The 18,436-nt window shown below is 44.1% G+C and carries 9 protein-coding genes; 4 read left to right on the top strand and 5 right to left on the bottom strand.

Going from position 1 to position 18,436, the window contains the following annotated elements; genetic code table 11:
• The first annotated feature begins 21 nt into the window (after window positions 1–21).
• Window positions 22–3,543: an ATP-binding protein gene (locus tag NH153_RS11755; protein ID WP_063704031.1), complete on the top strand. Its 3,522-nt coding sequence runs from the start codon at window positions 22–24 to the stop codon at window positions 3,541–3,543.
• A gap of 127 nt (window positions 3,544–3,670) precedes the next feature.
• Window positions 3,671–5,176: a phospholipase effector Tle1 domain-containing protein gene (locus tag NH153_RS11750; RefSeq protein WP_063704030.1), complete on the top strand. Its 1,506-nt coding sequence runs from the start codon at window positions 3,671–3,673 to the stop codon at window positions 5,174–5,176.
• 1 nt (window position 5,177) lies between these two features.
• Here NH153_RS11750 and NH153_RS11745 read toward each other — a convergent pair whose 3' ends face one another.
• Window positions 5,178–5,930 (bottom strand): substrate-binding periplasmic protein, encoded by a 753-nt coding sequence (locus NH153_RS11745; RefSeq protein ID WP_063704027.1) that lies wholly within the window; start codon window positions 5,928–5,930, stop codon window positions 5,178–5,180.
• Between the two features lie 664 nt (window positions 5,931–6,594).
• Here NH153_RS11745 and NH153_RS11740 point away from each other — a divergent pair.
• Complete coding sequence (locus NH153_RS11740) at window positions 6,595–6,855, top strand: zinc ribbon domain-containing protein (RefSeq protein WP_063704025.1); 261 nt, start codon at window positions 6,595–6,597, stop codon at window positions 6,853–6,855.
• A gap of 382 nt (window positions 6,856–7,237) precedes the next feature.
• On the opposite strand, the gene NH153_RS11730 is transcribed toward NH153_RS11740, so the two are convergent.
• The 4 genes from NH153_RS11730 to arfA form a co-directional block, all read right to left on the bottom strand.
• Window positions 7,238–9,871 carry a glycosyl hydrolase family 18 protein gene (locus NH153_RS11730; protein WP_063704021.1) on the bottom strand — a complete coding sequence of 878 codons (2,634 nt, stop codon included), beginning with the start codon at window positions 9,869–9,871 and terminating at the stop codon, window positions 7,238–7,240.
• Window positions 9,872–9,936: 65 nt separating this feature from the next.
• On the bottom strand, window positions 9,937–11,544 hold the full coding sequence (locus tag NH153_RS11725) for a lytic polysaccharide monooxygenase (protein ID WP_063704019.1): 1,608 nt from the start codon (window positions 11,542–11,544) through the stop codon (window positions 9,937–9,939).
• A gap of 52 nt (window positions 11,545–11,596) precedes the next feature.
• Window positions 11,597–14,761, bottom strand: a complete 3,165-nt coding sequence (locus tag NH153_RS11720; protein WP_063704016.1) for a glycosyl hydrolase family 18 protein — start codon at window positions 14,759–14,761, stop codon at window positions 11,597–11,599.
• 464 nt (window positions 14,762–15,225) lie between these two features.
• Window positions 15,226–15,417: an alternative ribosome rescue factor ArfA gene (arfA, locus tag NH153_RS11715; RefSeq protein ID WP_054563243.1), complete on the bottom strand. Its 192-nt coding sequence runs from the start codon at window positions 15,415–15,417 to the stop codon at window positions 15,226–15,228.
• Between the two features lie 235 nt (window positions 15,418–15,652).
• Between arfA and NH153_RS11710 the strand changes: the two genes are divergently transcribed.
• A complete protein-coding gene (locus NH153_RS11710; RefSeq protein WP_063704014.1) occupies window positions 15,653–17,524 on the top strand; it encodes a monovalent cation:proton antiporter-2 (CPA2) family protein in 1,872 nt (623 codons plus the stop codon).
• Window positions 17,525–18,436: the final 912 nt, after the last annotated feature.

Genomic DNA, 18,436 nt, shown 5'->3' with positions numbered 1-18,436 from the left:
TTCGGTATGGAGGGCTAAACAATGGATTACGAAGTATTACACCAGAAAAAAGCGACAACCTCTGAAGGACGCTTTTTAGTGCCATTAGCGATTGCTTTTATCGGCGCCATTATGTGCTCAGCAATTTTCTTTTTCGAACTACAACTTCATAAAAATATTAATAACAGCGTTGCAGAGAGACTGAGAGAATCGAGCGCTACTGTAGATGTGCAAGTCCATGAAAAAATAAATAAATATAAAAACGATTTACAGTTTTTATATTCCACTCCACCTATAGCAGGACTTGCCAGAGCTGCAGCAAATGGTGGTAACGACCCCCTTGATAGCACCACCTCAAAGCAATGGAAAAAACGTTTAGAAACGATATTTGTCGCGTTTTTACAATCCAACGCTGAGTTCGAGCAATTACGTATCATCAGTACGCAACAAGCAGGACAAGAACTGATCAGAGTAGACAGAGCTGCAGGTGGCATAGTTGTAAAAGCCGATAGTCAGTTACAGGATAAAAGTGGCCGTGACTATTATCAGCAAAGTTCGCAATTACCACAGGGTGATATGTATTTATCTGCAATAACACTCAACCGAGAATATGGAAAGCTCGACTATCCTTATAAACCTATGCTACGTATTGCCTTACCCATTTTTGATGAAAATATGCAGCGCTATGGGCTGATTATTGCAAACATTAACACCTCTCACCTATTTGCATCTCTTAATGCGATGGTACAAGCACCAAACTCATTGATCCTAACAGACAGCGAAGGCTACTTTTTAGTACACCCAAATGAAGACTTACGCTTTAGTCGCGACTTAGCGCCAAACAAACGTTGGGACTCAGTGTATAAATCTGAACCCGCCTATCTAGAAAATATACTCAGCATTAGCTCTAACCTTGCAAGCGGGCAACAATACGAAGCATTAAGTAAACGCATTCCATTTACTGGAGATTTAGAAACCGGGTTTATAGATGCCCACATTATGCTACCTCACTCTGAAATTAATGCGATGGAGCGCGAGCAAAGGATCAGCACCTATGTTTTTTTGCTGGGTGTTTCTGCTTTTTTAGTGTTTGTGCTTGGATTTTTGCATCGAAATTTAAAGCGTAACCGCGAGCTTGCCGAGGCAAGAGCGGTGTCTTCAGCCATTATTAGCGGTTCAAAAGATGCCATTATTGCGGTCAGTGATATTGGTCTTGTGTCTAGTTGGAATAAAGCGGCCACTGAATTGTTTGGTTTTCAGAGGGAGCAAGTATTAGGGGCAGATATAAACAAGTTGAATCTATTTTCAAATATTAATATCAAAGAAATCTGCAGCTCCCTTAAAACCAATAGAAAACAACATGAAATTGAAGTCGACTATCAGTTAACCAATCAACAAACGACCCATTTAGCACTCGCTTTTTCAGCTATTTTTAATGATCATCATCAGCACAACGGCACAGCCATCCTCATTCGCGACACGACCGTAGAAAAAATTGCTAATGACAAAATTAAGCAAATTAATAACGAGCTCGAAATTAAAGTTGCACAAAGAACTGCCCAGCTAGAAAAAGCCAGCCAAGTTAAGAGCGCTTTTATATCCAATATCAGCCATGAAATGCGTACTCCCTTAAACGGCATTATCGGCACACTCAATTTAATTAAACGAGAGTCATTAAGTAACCAACAGCAACATTATTTAGAAATGACCGAGGTAAGCGTTAATAGCTTAAATGTACTCATTAATGACATTCTTGATTTATCAAAAATTGAGGCTGGCAAACTCGACTTAGACCAAAAAGCCTTTAACCCCATCAAGTTTTTTGAGAGCTTAAGTGGCAGTATGGCTGTTAAAGCCCAAGAGAAAAACCTTGAATTTATTTTAGATATTGCCGATGTTGAGTACAGCTCGATTGTTACTGACCCTCATCGCTACTCACAAGTGCTTACCAATTTAATAAATAACGCGATCAAATTTACTAAAACGGGCTTTATAAAATTTACCGCCGCGAGTAAGCGACTTAGCGATGATAACGTTGAGCTATGCTGCACAATTCAAGATACCGGCATTGGTATTGCGCCTGAAAACCAAAATAAATTGTTTAGTGCTTTTACCCAAGCCGATAACAGTGTGGCCGCACAATATGGGGGCACTGGGCTTGGTTTATCGATATGTAAGCAACTAGCTAGTTTACTGAATGGACACATATCCTTTGAATCAACCGAAGGTAAAGGCAGTACCTTCACATTTACCATTCAATTAGACAGCCAACATGTAGAAAAACGCCAACCAAGCAGTCGCTTAAAAGACAGCGTGTTTGCAGTGTCAGTCAAACAACCAGAGCTTGAACGAAGCCTAACAAAACTCATCTCTCACTGCGGTGGACAGCTCACGAATGTTGACCTAGAAAGCTTTGAAATTAACGATAACATGCCCTTTGATACGCTGATTTTAGAGCCAGGCAACCCGTTACTCGCAAAACTTGATAGCTATAGTGAAAACACTTACGACCATAATCTGCCCTTTAAATTAGTAGTGCTTATAAACCCAACTGAGCCACCACCACAGGCTAAATACTGTGCCTTTACGCGGTTATCTAAACCTGTGCTTATCTCTGAGTTTTTACTCAAACTGGCTGATGAACGACTCATCCAAGAGCAGCAAGCTCAAGACACAACACCACTTCGTCGCGAGACTGATACACAAATTCACATAGATGTTGATATTGCTGGAGCAAAAGTGCTCATTGTTGATGATAATGATATTAATGCCGCAGTCGCCAAAGGCACGTTAATGAGCTTGGCACTGCGCTTTGAAATGGCATCTAATGGTAAGCAAGCCATTGAAATATTAGCAAATGCAGCAGATGACGACCCATTCAATTGTGTTTTGATGGATTGCCAAATGCCAATTTTAAATGGCTATGATGCTGCGGCACAAATACGTCAAGGGGCTGGTGGAGAGCACCATAGCGACATTCCTATTATCGCCATGACTGCCAATGCTATGCTTGGCGAGCGTAAAAAGTGCTTAAATGCAGGTATGAACGACTACATCACAAAACCAATCAGTGCCGATAAGCTCATCACCACTACAGCGAAATGGGTTGCATCAACGTACCCTAAACATCATGCCGTACCAAAAACGATTGCTGTGCCTGAGGTAAATCAGTCGCCGGCTATAAATCAAGGAGAATTAATCGATGAAGAAAAACAGCATTGGAATCGCGAAGCAGCCCTTGGCCGCTTAATGAATAACGAAGTGCTATTAAATAAAGTAAGTAAGATGTTTTTAGAAAGCTCACATAAAAAAATAACGCTACTAACACAAGCAATCAAAGACAAAGACTACCATGCGATTGCAACCACCAGCCATGCTCTAAAAGGGACCTGTGGCGATGTGGGTGCAGCCAAATTGCACCAGCACTTTACTGAACTAGAGGTACTGGCCGCAAGTAAGGGCAATACGCTAAAAGATATTCAACTTAAGCTACTCGAAATCGAAAAAGACTACGAGATTTTGTTAGAAATTTTACAAAAGCATACCGTAGCCAGGGTCGGCTAATTTTATTGAGAGCAAATAAATGGGCTTTGAAAATCAAAGCCCATTTTTCATTAAAGCGCCGCATATTTGTCTTCTAATTTTCATAAAGTGGGAGTATGTTTATACAAACCACTAAAGGAATGACGCTATGACCGCTAAAACGCTGATTTTCAACTTTGATGGCACAGGCAGCGAACCTCGTGATGCTGAACAATTCAGCGCTGCACACTTCAAAGAAGACGCCAGTATTTCTAATATTCTTAAACTTCATTTATTGTTTGGCGGCGCACTCAATAGCGAACCCGAAACACCCTTTCCTACTCAACTTAGCTTTTATTATCAAGGCATAGGCACCCAAGGTAGCCGCTTTCGACGTTTATTCAATCAAGCCCTTGCACCAAGAGGTGATGATGTTGCCAGCATTCTAAATCGTGCTATGAGCGACTTTAAAAGCTATTACACAGTGGGTGATAAAATACTACTGACTGGTTTTAGCCGCGGTGCAGCTCTTGCAAGGCGCTTTGCCAAATGTTTAGAGCCACTTATTAGTGATGATGTTTACTTATGTGTATTTGATACCGTTGCATCAATTGGTTTTTCAAAAGTAACAAAAGCAACCCGCGGTGCTGAGCACGTTATTTTTGAAAACTACACACTTGCAAGCAATATAAAATCAGCCCTTCATTGCGTCGCACTTGATGAAAAGCGCCGAGCATTTGAACCCACACTTATTAATAGTGCACCGCATGTGCAAGAAGTATGGTTTGCGGGCGCCCATTCAGATGTGGGTGGTGGCTATTATCGTGATGGTTTAGCCGACATTTGCCTACGCTATGCGATTGAGTGGCTGATTGAACAAACCGTCGTGCTAAACTTACTTACCAGTGCTGATATCAATTACAACACCCTGCTCCCAGCAGAGCATCGTAACCTCATTGCCCAAGATGATGTAACCGTTACCCCAGATCCGCTGGCACTGAGTCATCAGCAAAACTATTTTTGGTTTAACCCGTTGTTTAAACTGGTAGATCGCGAATGCTGTGTACTGGTTGATAACGAACAAAGCACGCTCGCGCCAACCATTCATTACACAGTCGCAGAGCGCATTAATCGCTTAACAAGCTATCGCCCAGAGTCGTTAAAGAGCCTTCATTACGACGTACTGTATAATGACGAAACTCGCTTAAGCTTTAAGGGCTTAAGTCCACATATTGCGCTTGATAAACAAAATATGACGGTGCTGAGCATAGACGAAAGTAAAGATGTGTTTGTGTATGGCGCCGAAAAGTACAACCACACAGGCTTAATGTTAGAGCAAGGTGGTACTTACCGATTTACGCCTTATCCTGAGCAAACTTGGTATGACGACGGCATTAGTTGCGGCCCTGCGGGCTGGCACCGTGACAATATCCAACTTGGGGTAAAAGAAATCCCAATGGCCGTGCTTGAACCGTTTAGACGTTTACCCCACGCACAATGGTTTGCGTTGATTGGCGCTATTGATAACAACGACGATCATTTGTTTGAAATTGCTGAAGGTGCCGATATTCGTATTGCTAAATCAGGCGAGTTTTGCCCGTTTGCTAACGACTTAAACCGCTTTTATGGGGCGAATGCGGGACGGATTAAACTGCGGGTGACTCGTTTAGGATAATTTAATGTTTAACATAGCGAGCGATGATCTCAGTTATCGCTTGCTGGTTGTTTAAAATTGCTGAGTTAATAGCCGCTCTGTCTTCTGCTAACAGGGTTGTTTCACTCAGCATAAAATAAACGCTGTCATTATTGACAATATACGGATGCAGCTCGATACCCTGCTGATTATTTTTTTGAATTAAATATAAACCAGCTAGTTCATCATCAACAAAAAAATCGACCCGCCTAGCAACTAGCATAGCGAGACGCTGACGCAAAGATGACACAGTAACGAGTTGTTCTTTATATTTTGCGTCTTCTTTCAAATGAGTGAAGTCAGGGCCAAAGTAACTACCACTGTTAGTTAAAATAACTTGCTGATGTTCGAGCAGCCCTTGTAAGTCTAAAGATTCTAAGCGGCCATGCGGGTACCAAAACAAGCGCATTACTTCATTACGGTATGGCTCTGAAAAGAAACTAAAAGAGTCACGCTCGGTGCTATAGCTTGCCGCGGGTAGTAAATCAACTTTACCGTGCTTAAGCTCTGCAAAGCCCCGTTTAGATGAAGGCATAACAACGTATTTAGCGCAAAACCCTGCCTCTTTTAGCACTAAATTAACCACATCAATATCAATGCCGGTGAGCTTACCATTTTGCGTAAAAGCATAAGGTGCCCACTGCTGACTAATCCCCACTTTTAGGGTTTTATCGCAGCTAAAAGCCGAGTTACTCAATACAGCAACAACAAGTAAAAACAGCGCTTTTAACCCCATTAACCCACCTTAGTTTAAATACTTACAAATCATATTATTCAAGTATGGTTGATAATACCTGAAAGACCAATGTGTGAAGTGGGAAACGGAAAGTTAGCGAGTTTCAAGGGGAAAGAGTAAAGTTAAGAGATACGAGATTCGAGGTGCGAGATACGAGGTAGCAGCGATTTTACATCGCGCCCTAGAACCCAAAACCTAGCGCCTAATGTTTCTCCCGTAGGACTGGCTTTAGCCGGGAAATGTTTTAAGTTAGCGAGCCTCAAGGGGAAAGAGTAAAGTTAAGAGATACGAGGTAGCAGCGATTTTACATCGCGTCCTAGAACCCAAAACCTAGCGCCTATGTTTTCCCCCGTAGGCGTGAAACTTGTTTCGCGCGTCTGAAAGCTGACCGCTCTCATTTATGTTTGATTCGGCACAAAAGTACCTCCTACAAGGCTTAAATCGCTGAGAAGAACACTCGACCTAACCAACCCCACAGGCTCGACAGAAATCTAACATCTGACGTCTAACAATTAAAAGCCAGCTATTTTACATCGCGGTATGGCTACTTGTTTCGATTAGCTACAAACACAATTGTATGATAAAAAGGTACACCCAAAAAAGGACCATTCTCTTTTTCTTTTATGGGTTGTCTTAAATTTCTCAATTAATAAATAGGTTACAGATGTCATTTATTTCAAAGCTAGGCAAAGGCCTTAAAGGTGCTGTGAATGCAGTAAAATCAGACGAATACCAAGTAAACAACGTAAAAGCAAAATGCATTCATTGTGGGCATCATCACTTCGAGCTAGGTCAGGCGCAATTAAATACCGCAGGCATGACGTTTTTGAATTTAGATTGGGCGAATGACAGCGCATCCTTGTTATCGTGCAAAAAGTGCGGCTTCATCATGTGGTTCGCTGTTGAGCCAAAGAAAACAGTTTAATTGTTGGCGAGTTACAAGCATGTAGCAGCGATTTTACATCACGTCCTAGAACCCAGAACCTAGCGCCTTATGTTTTCATTCGTAGACGTTAAACTTGTTTCGCGCGTCTGAAGATAGGTAATTTGAAAAGGTTTACATGGATTATGTTTTATTCTATTCGGCACTAAAGCACCTCCTACAAGGCTTAAATCGCTGAGAAGAACACTCGACCTGACCAACCCCAGAGGTCGACTGACCGCTGAAGGCTGAAAGCTGACAGCTTCTTTCCCCTTTCCCCTCGCTAACTTTACTCTTTCTAACTTCCCCCACAAAAAAGCAGCCATAAGGCTGCTTTGAAGGGAAATCACATTTTAATGATGGGCATTAAATGTGGTTATTACACTTAAAGTGCTTTCCATACATCCGCGACACCTGGCTCGTCTCCTTGAGTCCACCATTTCGCTTCGTATTTATTACCTTGGTAAGTGACTTGGTCGCCACCGTTGTAGATACCCGCCGCTTGCCAGACAACATCACCATTTCCGTCGGTCGGTTGTGAACTTGCTTCCCATGGGCCGCCTAAATCAGGGCGCTCACCTTGTGTCCACCACTTAGCGGTGTACTCTACGCCGTTATAAATCACCGTATCACCACCAACATAAGTAGCTGCTGCATCCCATGTGGTTTCACCATCTGGCGGAGTTGTTGTGCCAGAATCTGTAACGGTGACATTAAAGCTCACTGCTGTAGCAGTTTGACCATCGCTTACCGAAACCGACACAACATAACTTGTATCTGCATCAACGCTGCCCGCTTGTAAACTCACATCAGCACCAGAGCCTACTAACGTTAAGCCTGCTGGCACTGTCCAGCTGTATGAAAGCGTATCGCCATCAGCATCAGATGCCGAAACAGCCACGTCCACACTCGCGTCTTCTGCCACTGTTTTATCAGTAATTGCCGCAACAACTGGTGCTTGGTTCTCGCCTGTCGTTGGTGCTACAACATTCACTGTAACGTTACGGCTTACACTTGCCTCGCCATCGCTCACACTCACAGCAACTGTGTATTGCGTATCAGCAGTCACTGATGGCGCAGTAATAACAAGGGTATTTGAATTTTCACCGCTTACTGTTAATGCGCTGTCAGCTGTCCAGTTAAAGCTTAGTGGATCGTTATCTGCGTCAGTTGCCGATGCAGTCACAGATACACTTTCGCCCGCATTAACAGATACGGAGCTTGATACAGATAGCACGGGCGCTCTATTGCTAGGCTCAGTGACTGTGCCGCCAAGTGCCTCGTGCATGGCATTAAGAATATCGCCATTATCAGCATCAATTTCCCATGCAAATAGGCCACCTAGGTTATATTGATTAACATAAGCACCTTTTGCCAAAACTGAACGACGGTTATCGTATGTAATTAATTTACCGTTGCTACGATTCCATACATAAGCAGCTTCGGCTTGTTCGTCATAACCTGTTTCAAACCCATTGATGCCATTTTCAGCAGCGCCCAACATGTAAGTTTTGATGCCTTTATAATCAATAACACCGTCTTCCCATACGCCTTGCGCTGTAGTGCCTTTAAGTTTGCCATTACCAGGGGCTGTCATTGGGTTATCAGCGATAGTCGCGTTTTCTGGATAAACCCCTTCCCAGCCACGGCCATACATAGCAGTACCCACCACGATTTTCTTCGATGGTACGTTTTGCGCGAGTAGAGTTTGCACTGCATTATCAGTTGTATAAGCAGGGCCTTTATATGGAACGCCTTCTTCATCAACACCTGTGCCATCACACTGACCAACACGGAAATGCGATGAACAATAAAGCGCAGCCTGATGGCCCGTTACATTGCTCCATGCACCATAATAGTCGTAGCTCATTAAGAAAATGTAATCCATATATTGCTGAGCTTGTGAGTAGTCGACATCTTCAATTTTGTCGTAACCTGCACCAATCGCTGATGTTAACTCATACTCACGACCGGTCTCTGCTTCAAGCTTATCAAGCATCGCGCGCAGCTCTTGCATTAACGCAACGTATGCTGGGCCGTCAGCAACTGGGTCGCCTAAGTTTGGATTAGCACCCTGACCACCGGGGTATTCCCAGTCAATATCAACACCGTCGTAGAACTTCCACGTTCTTAAAAACTCTTCCATTGATGCCACAAACGTGTCGCGGTTTGCTTTATCGGTAAAGTAAGCAAATGGGTCTGATAAAGTCCAACCACCCACTGATGGTAAGATTTTCAGATCAGGAAAACGCTGCTTTAACGCCATTAACTGCGAATACGTACCACGAATTGGGTCATTACTATCAACACCTGGTAGCGCTTTTTGAATCGCTGCCCATGGGTCGTGGATCACAACTTCAAAGTCTTGCGAGCCTGCACACGCCGTATTTAGCGCGTTTTTAGGACCGCCTGTTAATGAGTCATTAGGTCCACAAATTGGAATAAACCCATACAAGATATGACTTAGGTTTTGCGCTGGTATATTGGTTACGTCGAAATCGCGACCATAAATACCCCATTCAACAAAGTAGGCACCGGTTACAAGGCCATCTTTAGTGCCAATATCTTGGTTATTTGGATCATAATCCATCGGCAATGGCGCTAAGTGACCGCCATCTGTATCGGCAATAACAATTGGCTTACCTTCACTGCGCGCACAGGTGGTACCGCCTTCACATAGTTCTACATATAATGTGTGACGACCTGCTTTATCATACGGGAAGCTAATAACACCACTTTTAGTGCCTGCTGCCAGCGAGCCTTCATTAACCAACATATCATCGAAGTACACTTTATAGCTGTCGCCGCCATCACCACTCCATGCGTTCCATTCAATGCTGATAGTGACTTCATCAACGCGGTTCACCAAGCTCTTGTATGAGCCTGTACCTTCAAGATCAACCTCAACAAATGAGTACTCTTGTGGCTCCCAAATAATGGTTGGTGTTGAAGGTGCTGCATTCGCTGCACTTGCAAAGAGTGCAACACCAATGGCTGCGCTTAATTGTTTTATATTCATGATTCTCTCTTATCTGTTTTTATATAGCGTTACGCTGTTATTGATAAAGTTTGAACTACAAAACTTTAGATTTCTGTCCATACTTGGCTGGCACCCGGTACATCTCCTTGGGTCCACCACTGCGCTCGATAGCGCTGTCCTTGATAGGTTACTTCGTCGCCGCCTTGATAGGCTTTGCCGCTGTTCCACTCGATTGATGCACTGCCAGATTCAAGCTGCCATGCATCACTACTGTCTGGTTGTGCGCCTTGGTTCCACCATTTCGCGCTGTAAACGCCGCCGTTGAAACTCACTTTATCGCCCGTGTTGTATTGGCTTGTGCTATTCCAAGCAGGCACGCTCGGATCAACTGGATCAGGGTCGACCACAGTGCTATTAAGCACAGTCACGGTAAAACTTACTTGGCTTGTGAGCTCGCCATCTGACACCGATACACTTACGGTGTAGCTTGTATCAGCATCGACAGCGGGGGCGTTTAGCGTGATGTTGGCATCATTACCCGTAAAGCTCAGTGGTGCCGGTACATCCCAGCTATAAGTTAAGGTGCTTTGCTGATCATCAAAGGCGTGCAGGTGTATCGCGGTGCTGCTCTCTTCTTCAACTTGAAGGTCATCTGGTTGATGAATTATCGGCGCGGTATTGTCAGGAGCCGCTTGTATGCTTAGTGCAAAGCTGTAGTTTGCATTCGTTGTAAAGACCTGATTAATCAATAAATCAGACGCATCAAAGGCAATATCTCCGGTGCTATTTTGCACGCCAATATTAACTAAGTGCGCGTAATTAAGGTTTAACAGCGCCGCAAATTCAGCCTGCCAATTAGCTTGATTATCAGCTGTGATCTGCATTTGTTGAGTAAGTAACTCTTGGCCATTTTCATCAAATAACCGAGCTGACACACTACCACCAACCTCAGCGTCTTGTCCTTGACGAACAAAGTAGCTGATTGCTGTCCAATCGGTTGGCTCTGTTGGGGTCGCATCGCTAACGATATTGATATCGCTACAGTTGTAGAAGCCTTCGCCACCGGCATCATCTCGTTGCCAACGCGTATATAATATGGCATCGCCACTGCGCCCTTGTGGAATAGACACGCTCATTTCATAGTAACGGTCGTTGTTAGCATCAATGCTAAAATCAAGATTGCCGTACTCTTCAACAAGCTCTAGGTCATCCCAAGTAAGCACTTGAGTCGCACTATCAAAGCCCGGTTTTGTTAAGTAAAACTGCCAAAAACTCGGGTTATGCGGCGTACTTGCTAAAAAGCGCACTAAAATATCGCCATTTGCATTAGGAATAACCTCACTGCGTTGCCAATGCGCTGAAGGTAGATCCATACCGCGTTTTTCTGGGTCGCCTGCGGCACATAATCGGCCATCAGGTACACTTTGTTTTACTGCTTCAAGGTCTGTGTAGTTAACCGTATTTGCCGAGTATTCAATGTCTTGCACAAACTGCACATGTCCTGCTTCAACAAACGCTGCGCGACAAGCAAGATTAGGGATCCCTGTGCCATCAGCAGGCCACCAGTACCCGCCATCAGCATTACAAAATGCTTGGCGTGCCTTCGGGCTTTCTAAGAATCCGTGGGCATTCACATGGCTTGATGCACAGGCAATCAGCATGCTGGTTGCCACTGCCGATAAAGACAATGCCTTTGATTTCATTACTTTCATTGTTGTTCTCGCTGTAGAAATGCGGAGCAAAGTCCTTGCTCCGCTTAGTTGGTTAAAGCGTGCAACTCACCGTCCAGTCAGCAGATGTGCCTGGCTCTGTGCTCGTCCACCACTTTGCTTCGTAAATCACGTTGTTGTGATTCATTAGGTCGCCGCCAACAGCATGGCTTGGATTACCAGCCCAATCAGTTTGCGGCCAATTTGGATACACAGGGATGCTTGCTACATCAACACCATTACAGCTTCCCTCGCCACCCGTATCACCACCGGTGTCACCGCCAGTATCACCACTGCCAGCAGTGCCATCTGGTAGCATTGGGTATTCGTATTTGAAGGCGTAGGTTTTGCCATTTTTCTCAATCGTGAAGTTAGATGGGCCCGTAATTGGCATGTAGTACATAACTTGTGCCTCAACGGTTTCACCTGTGTTAAATGACTTTTCGATACCGCCCCACTCATTCACTAAGGTGATTGAAAAACGATGGAACTCATTTTCAAAGCCGCCGATATTATCCCCAGCTGCATTCGAGCCATTCGCTTCAACAGCCATGCCGAGCTTTTCTTGTGCATTCCAATTTGATTTGAAAATTGCAGAGGTAGAAACAGGCACATCAAAGCTGATTTTCGCGCCGCTTAAGTCGATATCTGAGTTATTCGTGAATGCGAATGTAGGTGAAATTGGGTAGTTATCATCACCAATTGGGAAGTCTTTCACTGTAAAGCTTACGTCAACCGCTTCGCTTGGCAGGGTAAAATCGACATTGCCTTGATGAGTGTTGTAAGCCACACCACTTTGGTTAAATTTATCATAAGCAAGTGTGGTTAAGCTTGAGCCCATGAAGTACTCACCTTTCGCTGAGTCATAATCATAGTCACCAGCAAGTTCCCAGAACATGATGCCGCCAAGGCCATTGTTGATAACATAATCAACTTTGGTTGCCATTGATTGCTCATCTTCAATTGATAAGAAAACCTTTTTCTCTGCATTCCAAAGCCATGGAGCAACTGCTACATCATCGTAAAAACGTGTATAAGTACCTGTTAACACATCATCTGCATCGGTTTCTGGCGTTAGACCATAGATTTCAAGGTAAGAAGGGTTAATGCCGTTTTCGAGATTTTTCGCATGCCATAGTGGGTTCGAACCTGCTGGCATTTCTTCACCCACATCGTTCTTATCGTGCCATAGGTTATCTATGCCAAGTGCACCATTACCGCATTGGTTTTTCTCACCAACGCCAGTCCCTTTCGCACATTTTGATTGATCTGGCAGCGCTGCTTGGCCCCATAAACCATTAGTACCACCCAACACATCTTTAAAGCCACGGGTGTAATATGGAATACCAATATTGATTCGACCCGCAGAAACCGCGCCGCGGAAATAACGCACAGCCCAATCCGTATTTAAGTAACCAATTCCTTCAAACTCAGCGGTGGTATAAACGCCCCATTGCGCTAATTCAGAATCAAGACCGGTATCAAACAAGGCTGCGTTGTGGCCTACATGTGAATTCCATGCACCATGTAAGTCATAAGACATAATGTTAACGTAATCGAGATACTTCACGCTTTGGAATGTTTCCATACCACGTAATAAGTAACCTGAAGATGGCGAAGCAATCGTTAACAAATAATGCTTACCTGCCTTTTCACCTGCAATATCAAGTTCTTCACGTAGTTTTTGCATCAATACACGATACGAGGCGTTAAGGCCTGCGCGACGCGCATTAGAAATAGGAAAATCATCAGGGTGGCCTGAGTCATTCATTGACGATGGGTATTCGTAATCAATATCGACACCATCAAAACCGTAGGTTTCAATAAACTCAACGGCACTTTTCGCAAAGGCATCAATTCCCGCTTGGTTCACAGAGCCATCGGCATTGGTTGTCATCGTGTAGAAACCACCGCTGTTTACGCGAGTACCGTCTTCACCAAAATAACCACCGGTTTCAGCCCAGCCACCTACAGAGATTAAGGTTTTTACATCTGGGTGTTGTTTTTTGAATTTATTGAGTAAGTTAAAGTGACCTGTGTAACTAAAGCTTGGATCCATTTCAGCGCCTGTTACGCCCGGCCAAGTCATGTTTGTCGCTGGGTTGCCAGCAGCATTTGGATCACCAATCGAGACCTTGTTATTGCCATCAACATGCGCAAAGGCATAGTTAATATGGGTGATCTTGTCCCAAGGAATATCATTCACTAAGTAGCTTGGCTGACCATTGGCACCATTTCGCCAACTCGTAAAATAACCAATAACGCGGCGAGGATGATCAGCGCCCATTTTCTCGCGGCCATTTGTATCATACACACTACAGTATGGGGTATTCACACCCGGTGTTTGGTATAAGCCTTGCGGTTTACAATCGCTACCAGGTTCTGTTGCTTCAACAACATTCACAACTTTGCTTTGTGTACCCGTCGCGCCTTCGTTATCGGTCACCGTTAAGGTAAATGAAAATTGCCCAAGTGCAGGTGCTTGCCACGTATAACTTGAAGAAGCTGCACTTGCTTGATGAACTTCAGTGCTGTTTTCAGTTAGCGATAACGCAGTTACTTGGCCATCGCTATCAGTGCCAGAAAGCGCAAATACCACACTGTCACCCACCGTTACTTGTGAGGGCAGTGAGCTAAATTCAATGCTTGCCACCGGCGCTTGGTTAACCGGCTCAACGTCATCAGACACACTCACTGAATGTGCAACCGCTGTTGAGGTTAGCCCTAAATCATCCGTTGCGACCGCGCTTATCACATGGCTGCCTTGGGTTGCTTGCCAGCTCGCTGAATAAGGTGCGCTTGTCACTACACTCAGCGATGTACCATCAACAAAAAACTCAACACTTGCCACGCTGCCATCAGGGTCAGCGGCGACAGCGCTTATGACAACGCTGTCACTAGTGGTAAATAAAGAACCCTCTGCGGGTGTTAAGCTGCTAATTTGAGGTGCTTGATTCTCATTGACAACGCTGTCACAAACACCCAATAAACGCCACTCTTGATCGACACCAGAAGTCTCCACAGGGTTGGTTTGCGTCCACCACTTCGCTTCATAAGCGCTACCTCGTGCCTGAACCTGATCACCACCAACATGAGTTTGCCCTTGTTGCCACACTTCTAAGTTGCTGCAATCAATCGCAGCCTGTGCTGTAAAGCCGTATAAACCTAGTGACAGCGCACTCAGTTTAAAGGCATTTTTTATTAATTTATGCGAGCTCATTCGCTCCCTCCGCCCAAAGTTTTAATAACATTTATTTTACAAATCCAACTTTAAAGTAACACAAAGCGCTATTACGTCAAGCTTGCATTTACCTATAAAGGGTAAAATAAACACACTTTTTGATGTTTGCTTCACTCAAAAACACTAAAAAAGAATTAATTATTTTTATCAAAAAGCAAAAACGAGAGTGATTCTACCGAGTAAAAATGAACATAAAATTAACAATATTTTAACCACGCAAAGCGCGGCGCTTCTAGTCTGTATAAAAAACAAGCAGCAATTGTATGAGGGTAGACGATAATAATTATCGTATCGATTATGGGTATATAACGAATAAATTAGTTTTCAGGTAAAAATTTCTATAAAAATTGAGTGAAAATTATTCTTAACACGAATTTTAGTCATAAAAAAAGCAAACACTCAGTGTTTGCTTTTCACAAAAATCCTATTTGATCACAACTTAATTAAGCAGCGATTAAATAGGACTCTCGTCCTGCATGTTTTGCCTTACGTTGATATGCACCTTTACCTTTTTTAGGCTTCTCTACTTTTGCTGTGAACAGCTTAGATGTCACCATTGCGGCGTACACATTATCGTTAATGACACCGCGACCAGTATCAACTTGGCCTTGGGTGCGTTGTTTCTTTTTGCTCATTTTTTGCTCCTATTAAACGTGTTGCGAGTATATACCTAGCCTAGCGCTACGCAAGCGATTTTTAAGAAAAAAACGATGATTTTTTACCCCTTATTTTGTCTTACTCTTTTTGACTAAACACCATGCCTTGTTGTCATTTTACTGACTAAATTCGTATTTTGATTGCATTCACTACCTAACTGCTGGCAAAACTAGCGAAAACAACCATAGTTAATTAAAAACAAACAGGATTACGATGACTGACTTTCTCTTAATCGCCTATATTTTCCTTATTGCAGGCATTATCGCCGTGCCTATTGCCAGCAAGTTTGGGCTTGGCTCAGTACTTGGCTACTTACTCGCAGGTATTGTTATTGGGCCAACACTAACATTTTTAAATGTTGATGTGATTGCCATCCAGCATTTTGCTGAGTTTGGTGTGGTAATGATGCTGTTTATTGTTGGCTTAGAACTTGAACCCAAAGCGCTTTGGTCAATGCGAAAACAGCTTATTGGCCTTGGTGGCGGACAAGTGATTTTATCAGCTGCCGCGTTTACTGGGATTGGTTTAGCATTTGGCCATGCTTGGCAAACAGCACTTACAATAGGCTTAATTTTATCGCTTTCATCGACTGCGATTGTACTGCAAACGCTTTCAGAGCGCGGGCTATTAAAATCAGATGGCGGCCAAGCCTCATTTAGCGTATTACTCACCCAAGATATAGCCGTTATTCCTATGCTTGCGTTTATTCCCTTGCTTGCTTTACCTGAATTAGCACCCGCCATTGCAGATACAGCCCATGCAAGCGAAGACGGTCATGGTGGTTTGAGTTTGGTAGCAAACCTTGAGAGCTGGCAAGCAGCGCTGGTTACTTTAGGTATGATTGCGCTCGTCGTTTTTGGCGGTAACTACTTAACCGCCCCCATTTTTAGATTTGTCGCACAAGCACGGCTTCGTGAGCTCTTCACCGCAACTGCTTTATTCTTCGTGATTGGCATCGCTTTAATGATGTCATTAGTTGGCTTATCACCCGCGCTTGGCACCTTTTTAGCGGGTGTTGTGCTTGCAAATTCACCTTATAAACATGAGCTCGAAAGTAATATCGATCCCTTCAAAGGACTATTACTTGGATTATTCTTTATCACCGTTGGCGCAAGTATCAATTTTCAATTACTCGCAGATAACCTTGCTACCATCGTGCTATTAACCGGCGCACTGATTGTAACTAAAACAGTTGTGTTATTAATTTTAGGTCGTATTTTTGGCCTTAGAGGCGCCTCACTCTTGTTGCTAGCACTGGGGCTGGCACAAGCTGGTGAGTTTGGTTTTGTACTACTTGCTTACAGTGTGTCTAATAATGTTTTAGCCGCTGCCGTTGCCGACCAACTATTACTGGTTGTGACCTTATCAATGCTGCTTTCGCCGGGGCTATTTATTCTCTATCAACGTGTGATAGCACCACGCTTTATTTGTGAGCAAGCCAAACGAGATGAAGAAGAGTTCCCTGATGATAGCCATGTGATCATCGCAGGCTCAGGCAGAATGGGTGGACTTGTTGACCGTATTTTACAAGCTGGCGGCTATAAAACCACCGTGATTGATTACAACTACAAGCAGCTAGAAGCCCTTGAGCGTGTTGGTATTCGTAACTTTTTTGGTGATGCCACTCGACCAGATCTACTCAGTGCTGCAGGCATTGAAGATGCAAAATTGCTGGTTGTTGCGCTTGATGATGCCGAACAAATCACTAAATTAGTTCGTTATGCGATGCAAAATTACCCGCATTTACATGTGGTTGCCCGCGCTGTAGACCGCCATCATGTATACGATTTATGGGCTTACGGATGTCGAGATATTATTCGCGAAACTTACGACAGCACCATGCGTATGGGCCGTTCAGCCTTTGAAGCACTAGGTATTGAGCGAGAAAAAGCCCAAGAGATGGTCGATATTTTCAGTGAGTTTGATAAAGAAATGCTAAGAGAAGCTGCCGATGTCTACGAAATCGGCGTGCCATTCGAAGAGAACCATGCCTATATCGAACGTATCACCAAATTATTCGATGAAAAAGAACCCGTAATAAAACAACAAATGCGCGAGATATGCGAGCGAGTTAAAAGGGACTAGGGGCGAGATCCGAGGGGCTAGGTGCTAGGTTCGAGGTTCGAGGTTCGAGGTTCGAGGTTCGAGGTTCGAGGTTCGAGGTTCGAGGTTCGAGGTTCGAGGTTCGAGAATAAACGCGATATAAAATCGCTGCAACAAATTTGATGCGTTCGTAGGAATGGCTTCAGCCATGAACTCTCAAACACCACACAAATGCAAAACGATTAGACGTAGGCGTGAAACTTGTTTCGCGCGCCATGCAAGCATAACGCCTACGTAGCAGCGGCTTTATTCCGCGCCATTGATGCGAGTTGCGAGGTGCGAGTTGCGAGTTGCGAGGTGCGAGTTGCGAGTTGCGAGTTGCGAGGTGCGAGAATAAACGCGATATAAAATCGCTGCTACGAATTTGATGTCGTTTGTAGGAATGGCTTCAGCCATGAACTCTCAAACACCACACCTATGTAAAACGATTAGACGTAGGCGTGAAATTTATTTCGCGCGCCATGCAAGCATAACGCCTACGTAGCAGCGGCTTTATGGCTCGACATTGGTGATGGATGCTAGGTGCGAGTTGCTAGGTGCGAGATGCGAGTTACGAGATGCGAGTTGCGAGTTGCGAGGTGCGAGATGCGAGTTACGATGTGTGAGAATAAACGCGATATAAAATCGCTGCAACAAATTTGATGTCGTTTGTAGGAATGGCTTCAGCCATGAACTCTCAAACACCACACAAATGTAAAACTACTCGACGTAGGCGTGAAATTTATTTCGCGCGCCATGCAAGCATAACGCCTGCGAAGCAGCGGCTTTATGCCGCGCCATTGGTGAGGGATGCGAGATACGAGAATAACGCGATATAAAATCGCTGCTACAGGCTCGTATCTCGAAACTCGCAAACTTTCCCCTTGCAACTTTACTCTCGTAACTTACCGAAAT

Origin of the sequence: Pseudoalteromonas gelatinilytica, from assembly GCF_001641615.1 — a bacterium.
GTDB lineage: Bacteria > Pseudomonadota > Gammaproteobacteria > Enterobacterales > Alteromonadaceae > Pseudoalteromonas > Pseudoalteromonas gelatinilytica.
This window is presented reverse-complemented; position numbering and strand designations above follow the sequence as displayed.

Excerpts from the sequence above, each read along its gene's own strand:
- NH153_RS11720 (WP_063704016.1), bottom strand. The coding sequence starts at position 14,761 with ATGAGCTCGCATAAATTAATAAAAAATGCCTTTAAACTGAGTGCGCTG.
- NH153_RS11725 (WP_063704019.1), bottom strand. The coding sequence starts at position 11,544 with ATGAAAGTAATGAAATCAAAGGCATTGTCTTTATCGGCAGTGGCAACC.
- arfA (WP_054563243.1), bottom strand. The coding sequence starts at position 15,417 with ATGAGCAAAAAGAAACAACGCACCCAAGGCCAAGTTGATACTGGTCGC.
- NH153_RS11710 (WP_063704014.1), top strand. The coding sequence starts at position 15,653 with ATGACTGACTTTCTCTTAATCGCCTATATTTTCCTTATTGCAGGCATT.
- NH153_RS11730 (WP_063704021.1), bottom strand. The coding sequence starts at position 9,871 with ATGAATATAAAACAATTAAGCGCAGCCATTGGTGTTGCACTCTTTGCA.
- NH153_RS11745 (WP_063704027.1), bottom strand. The coding sequence starts at position 5,930 with ATGGGGTTAAAAGCGCTGTTTTTACTTGTTGTTGCTGTATTGAGTAAC.
- NH153_RS11740 (WP_063704025.1), top strand. The coding sequence starts at position 6,595 with ATGTCATTTATTTCAAAGCTAGGCAAAGGCCTTAAAGGTGCTGTGAAT.
- NH153_RS11755 (WP_063704031.1), top strand. The coding sequence starts at position 22 with ATGGATTACGAAGTATTACACCAGAAAAAAGCGACAACCTCTGAAGGA.
- NH153_RS11750 (WP_063704030.1), top strand. The coding sequence starts at position 3,671 with ATGACCGCTAAAACGCTGATTTTCAACTTTGATGGCACAGGCAGCGAA.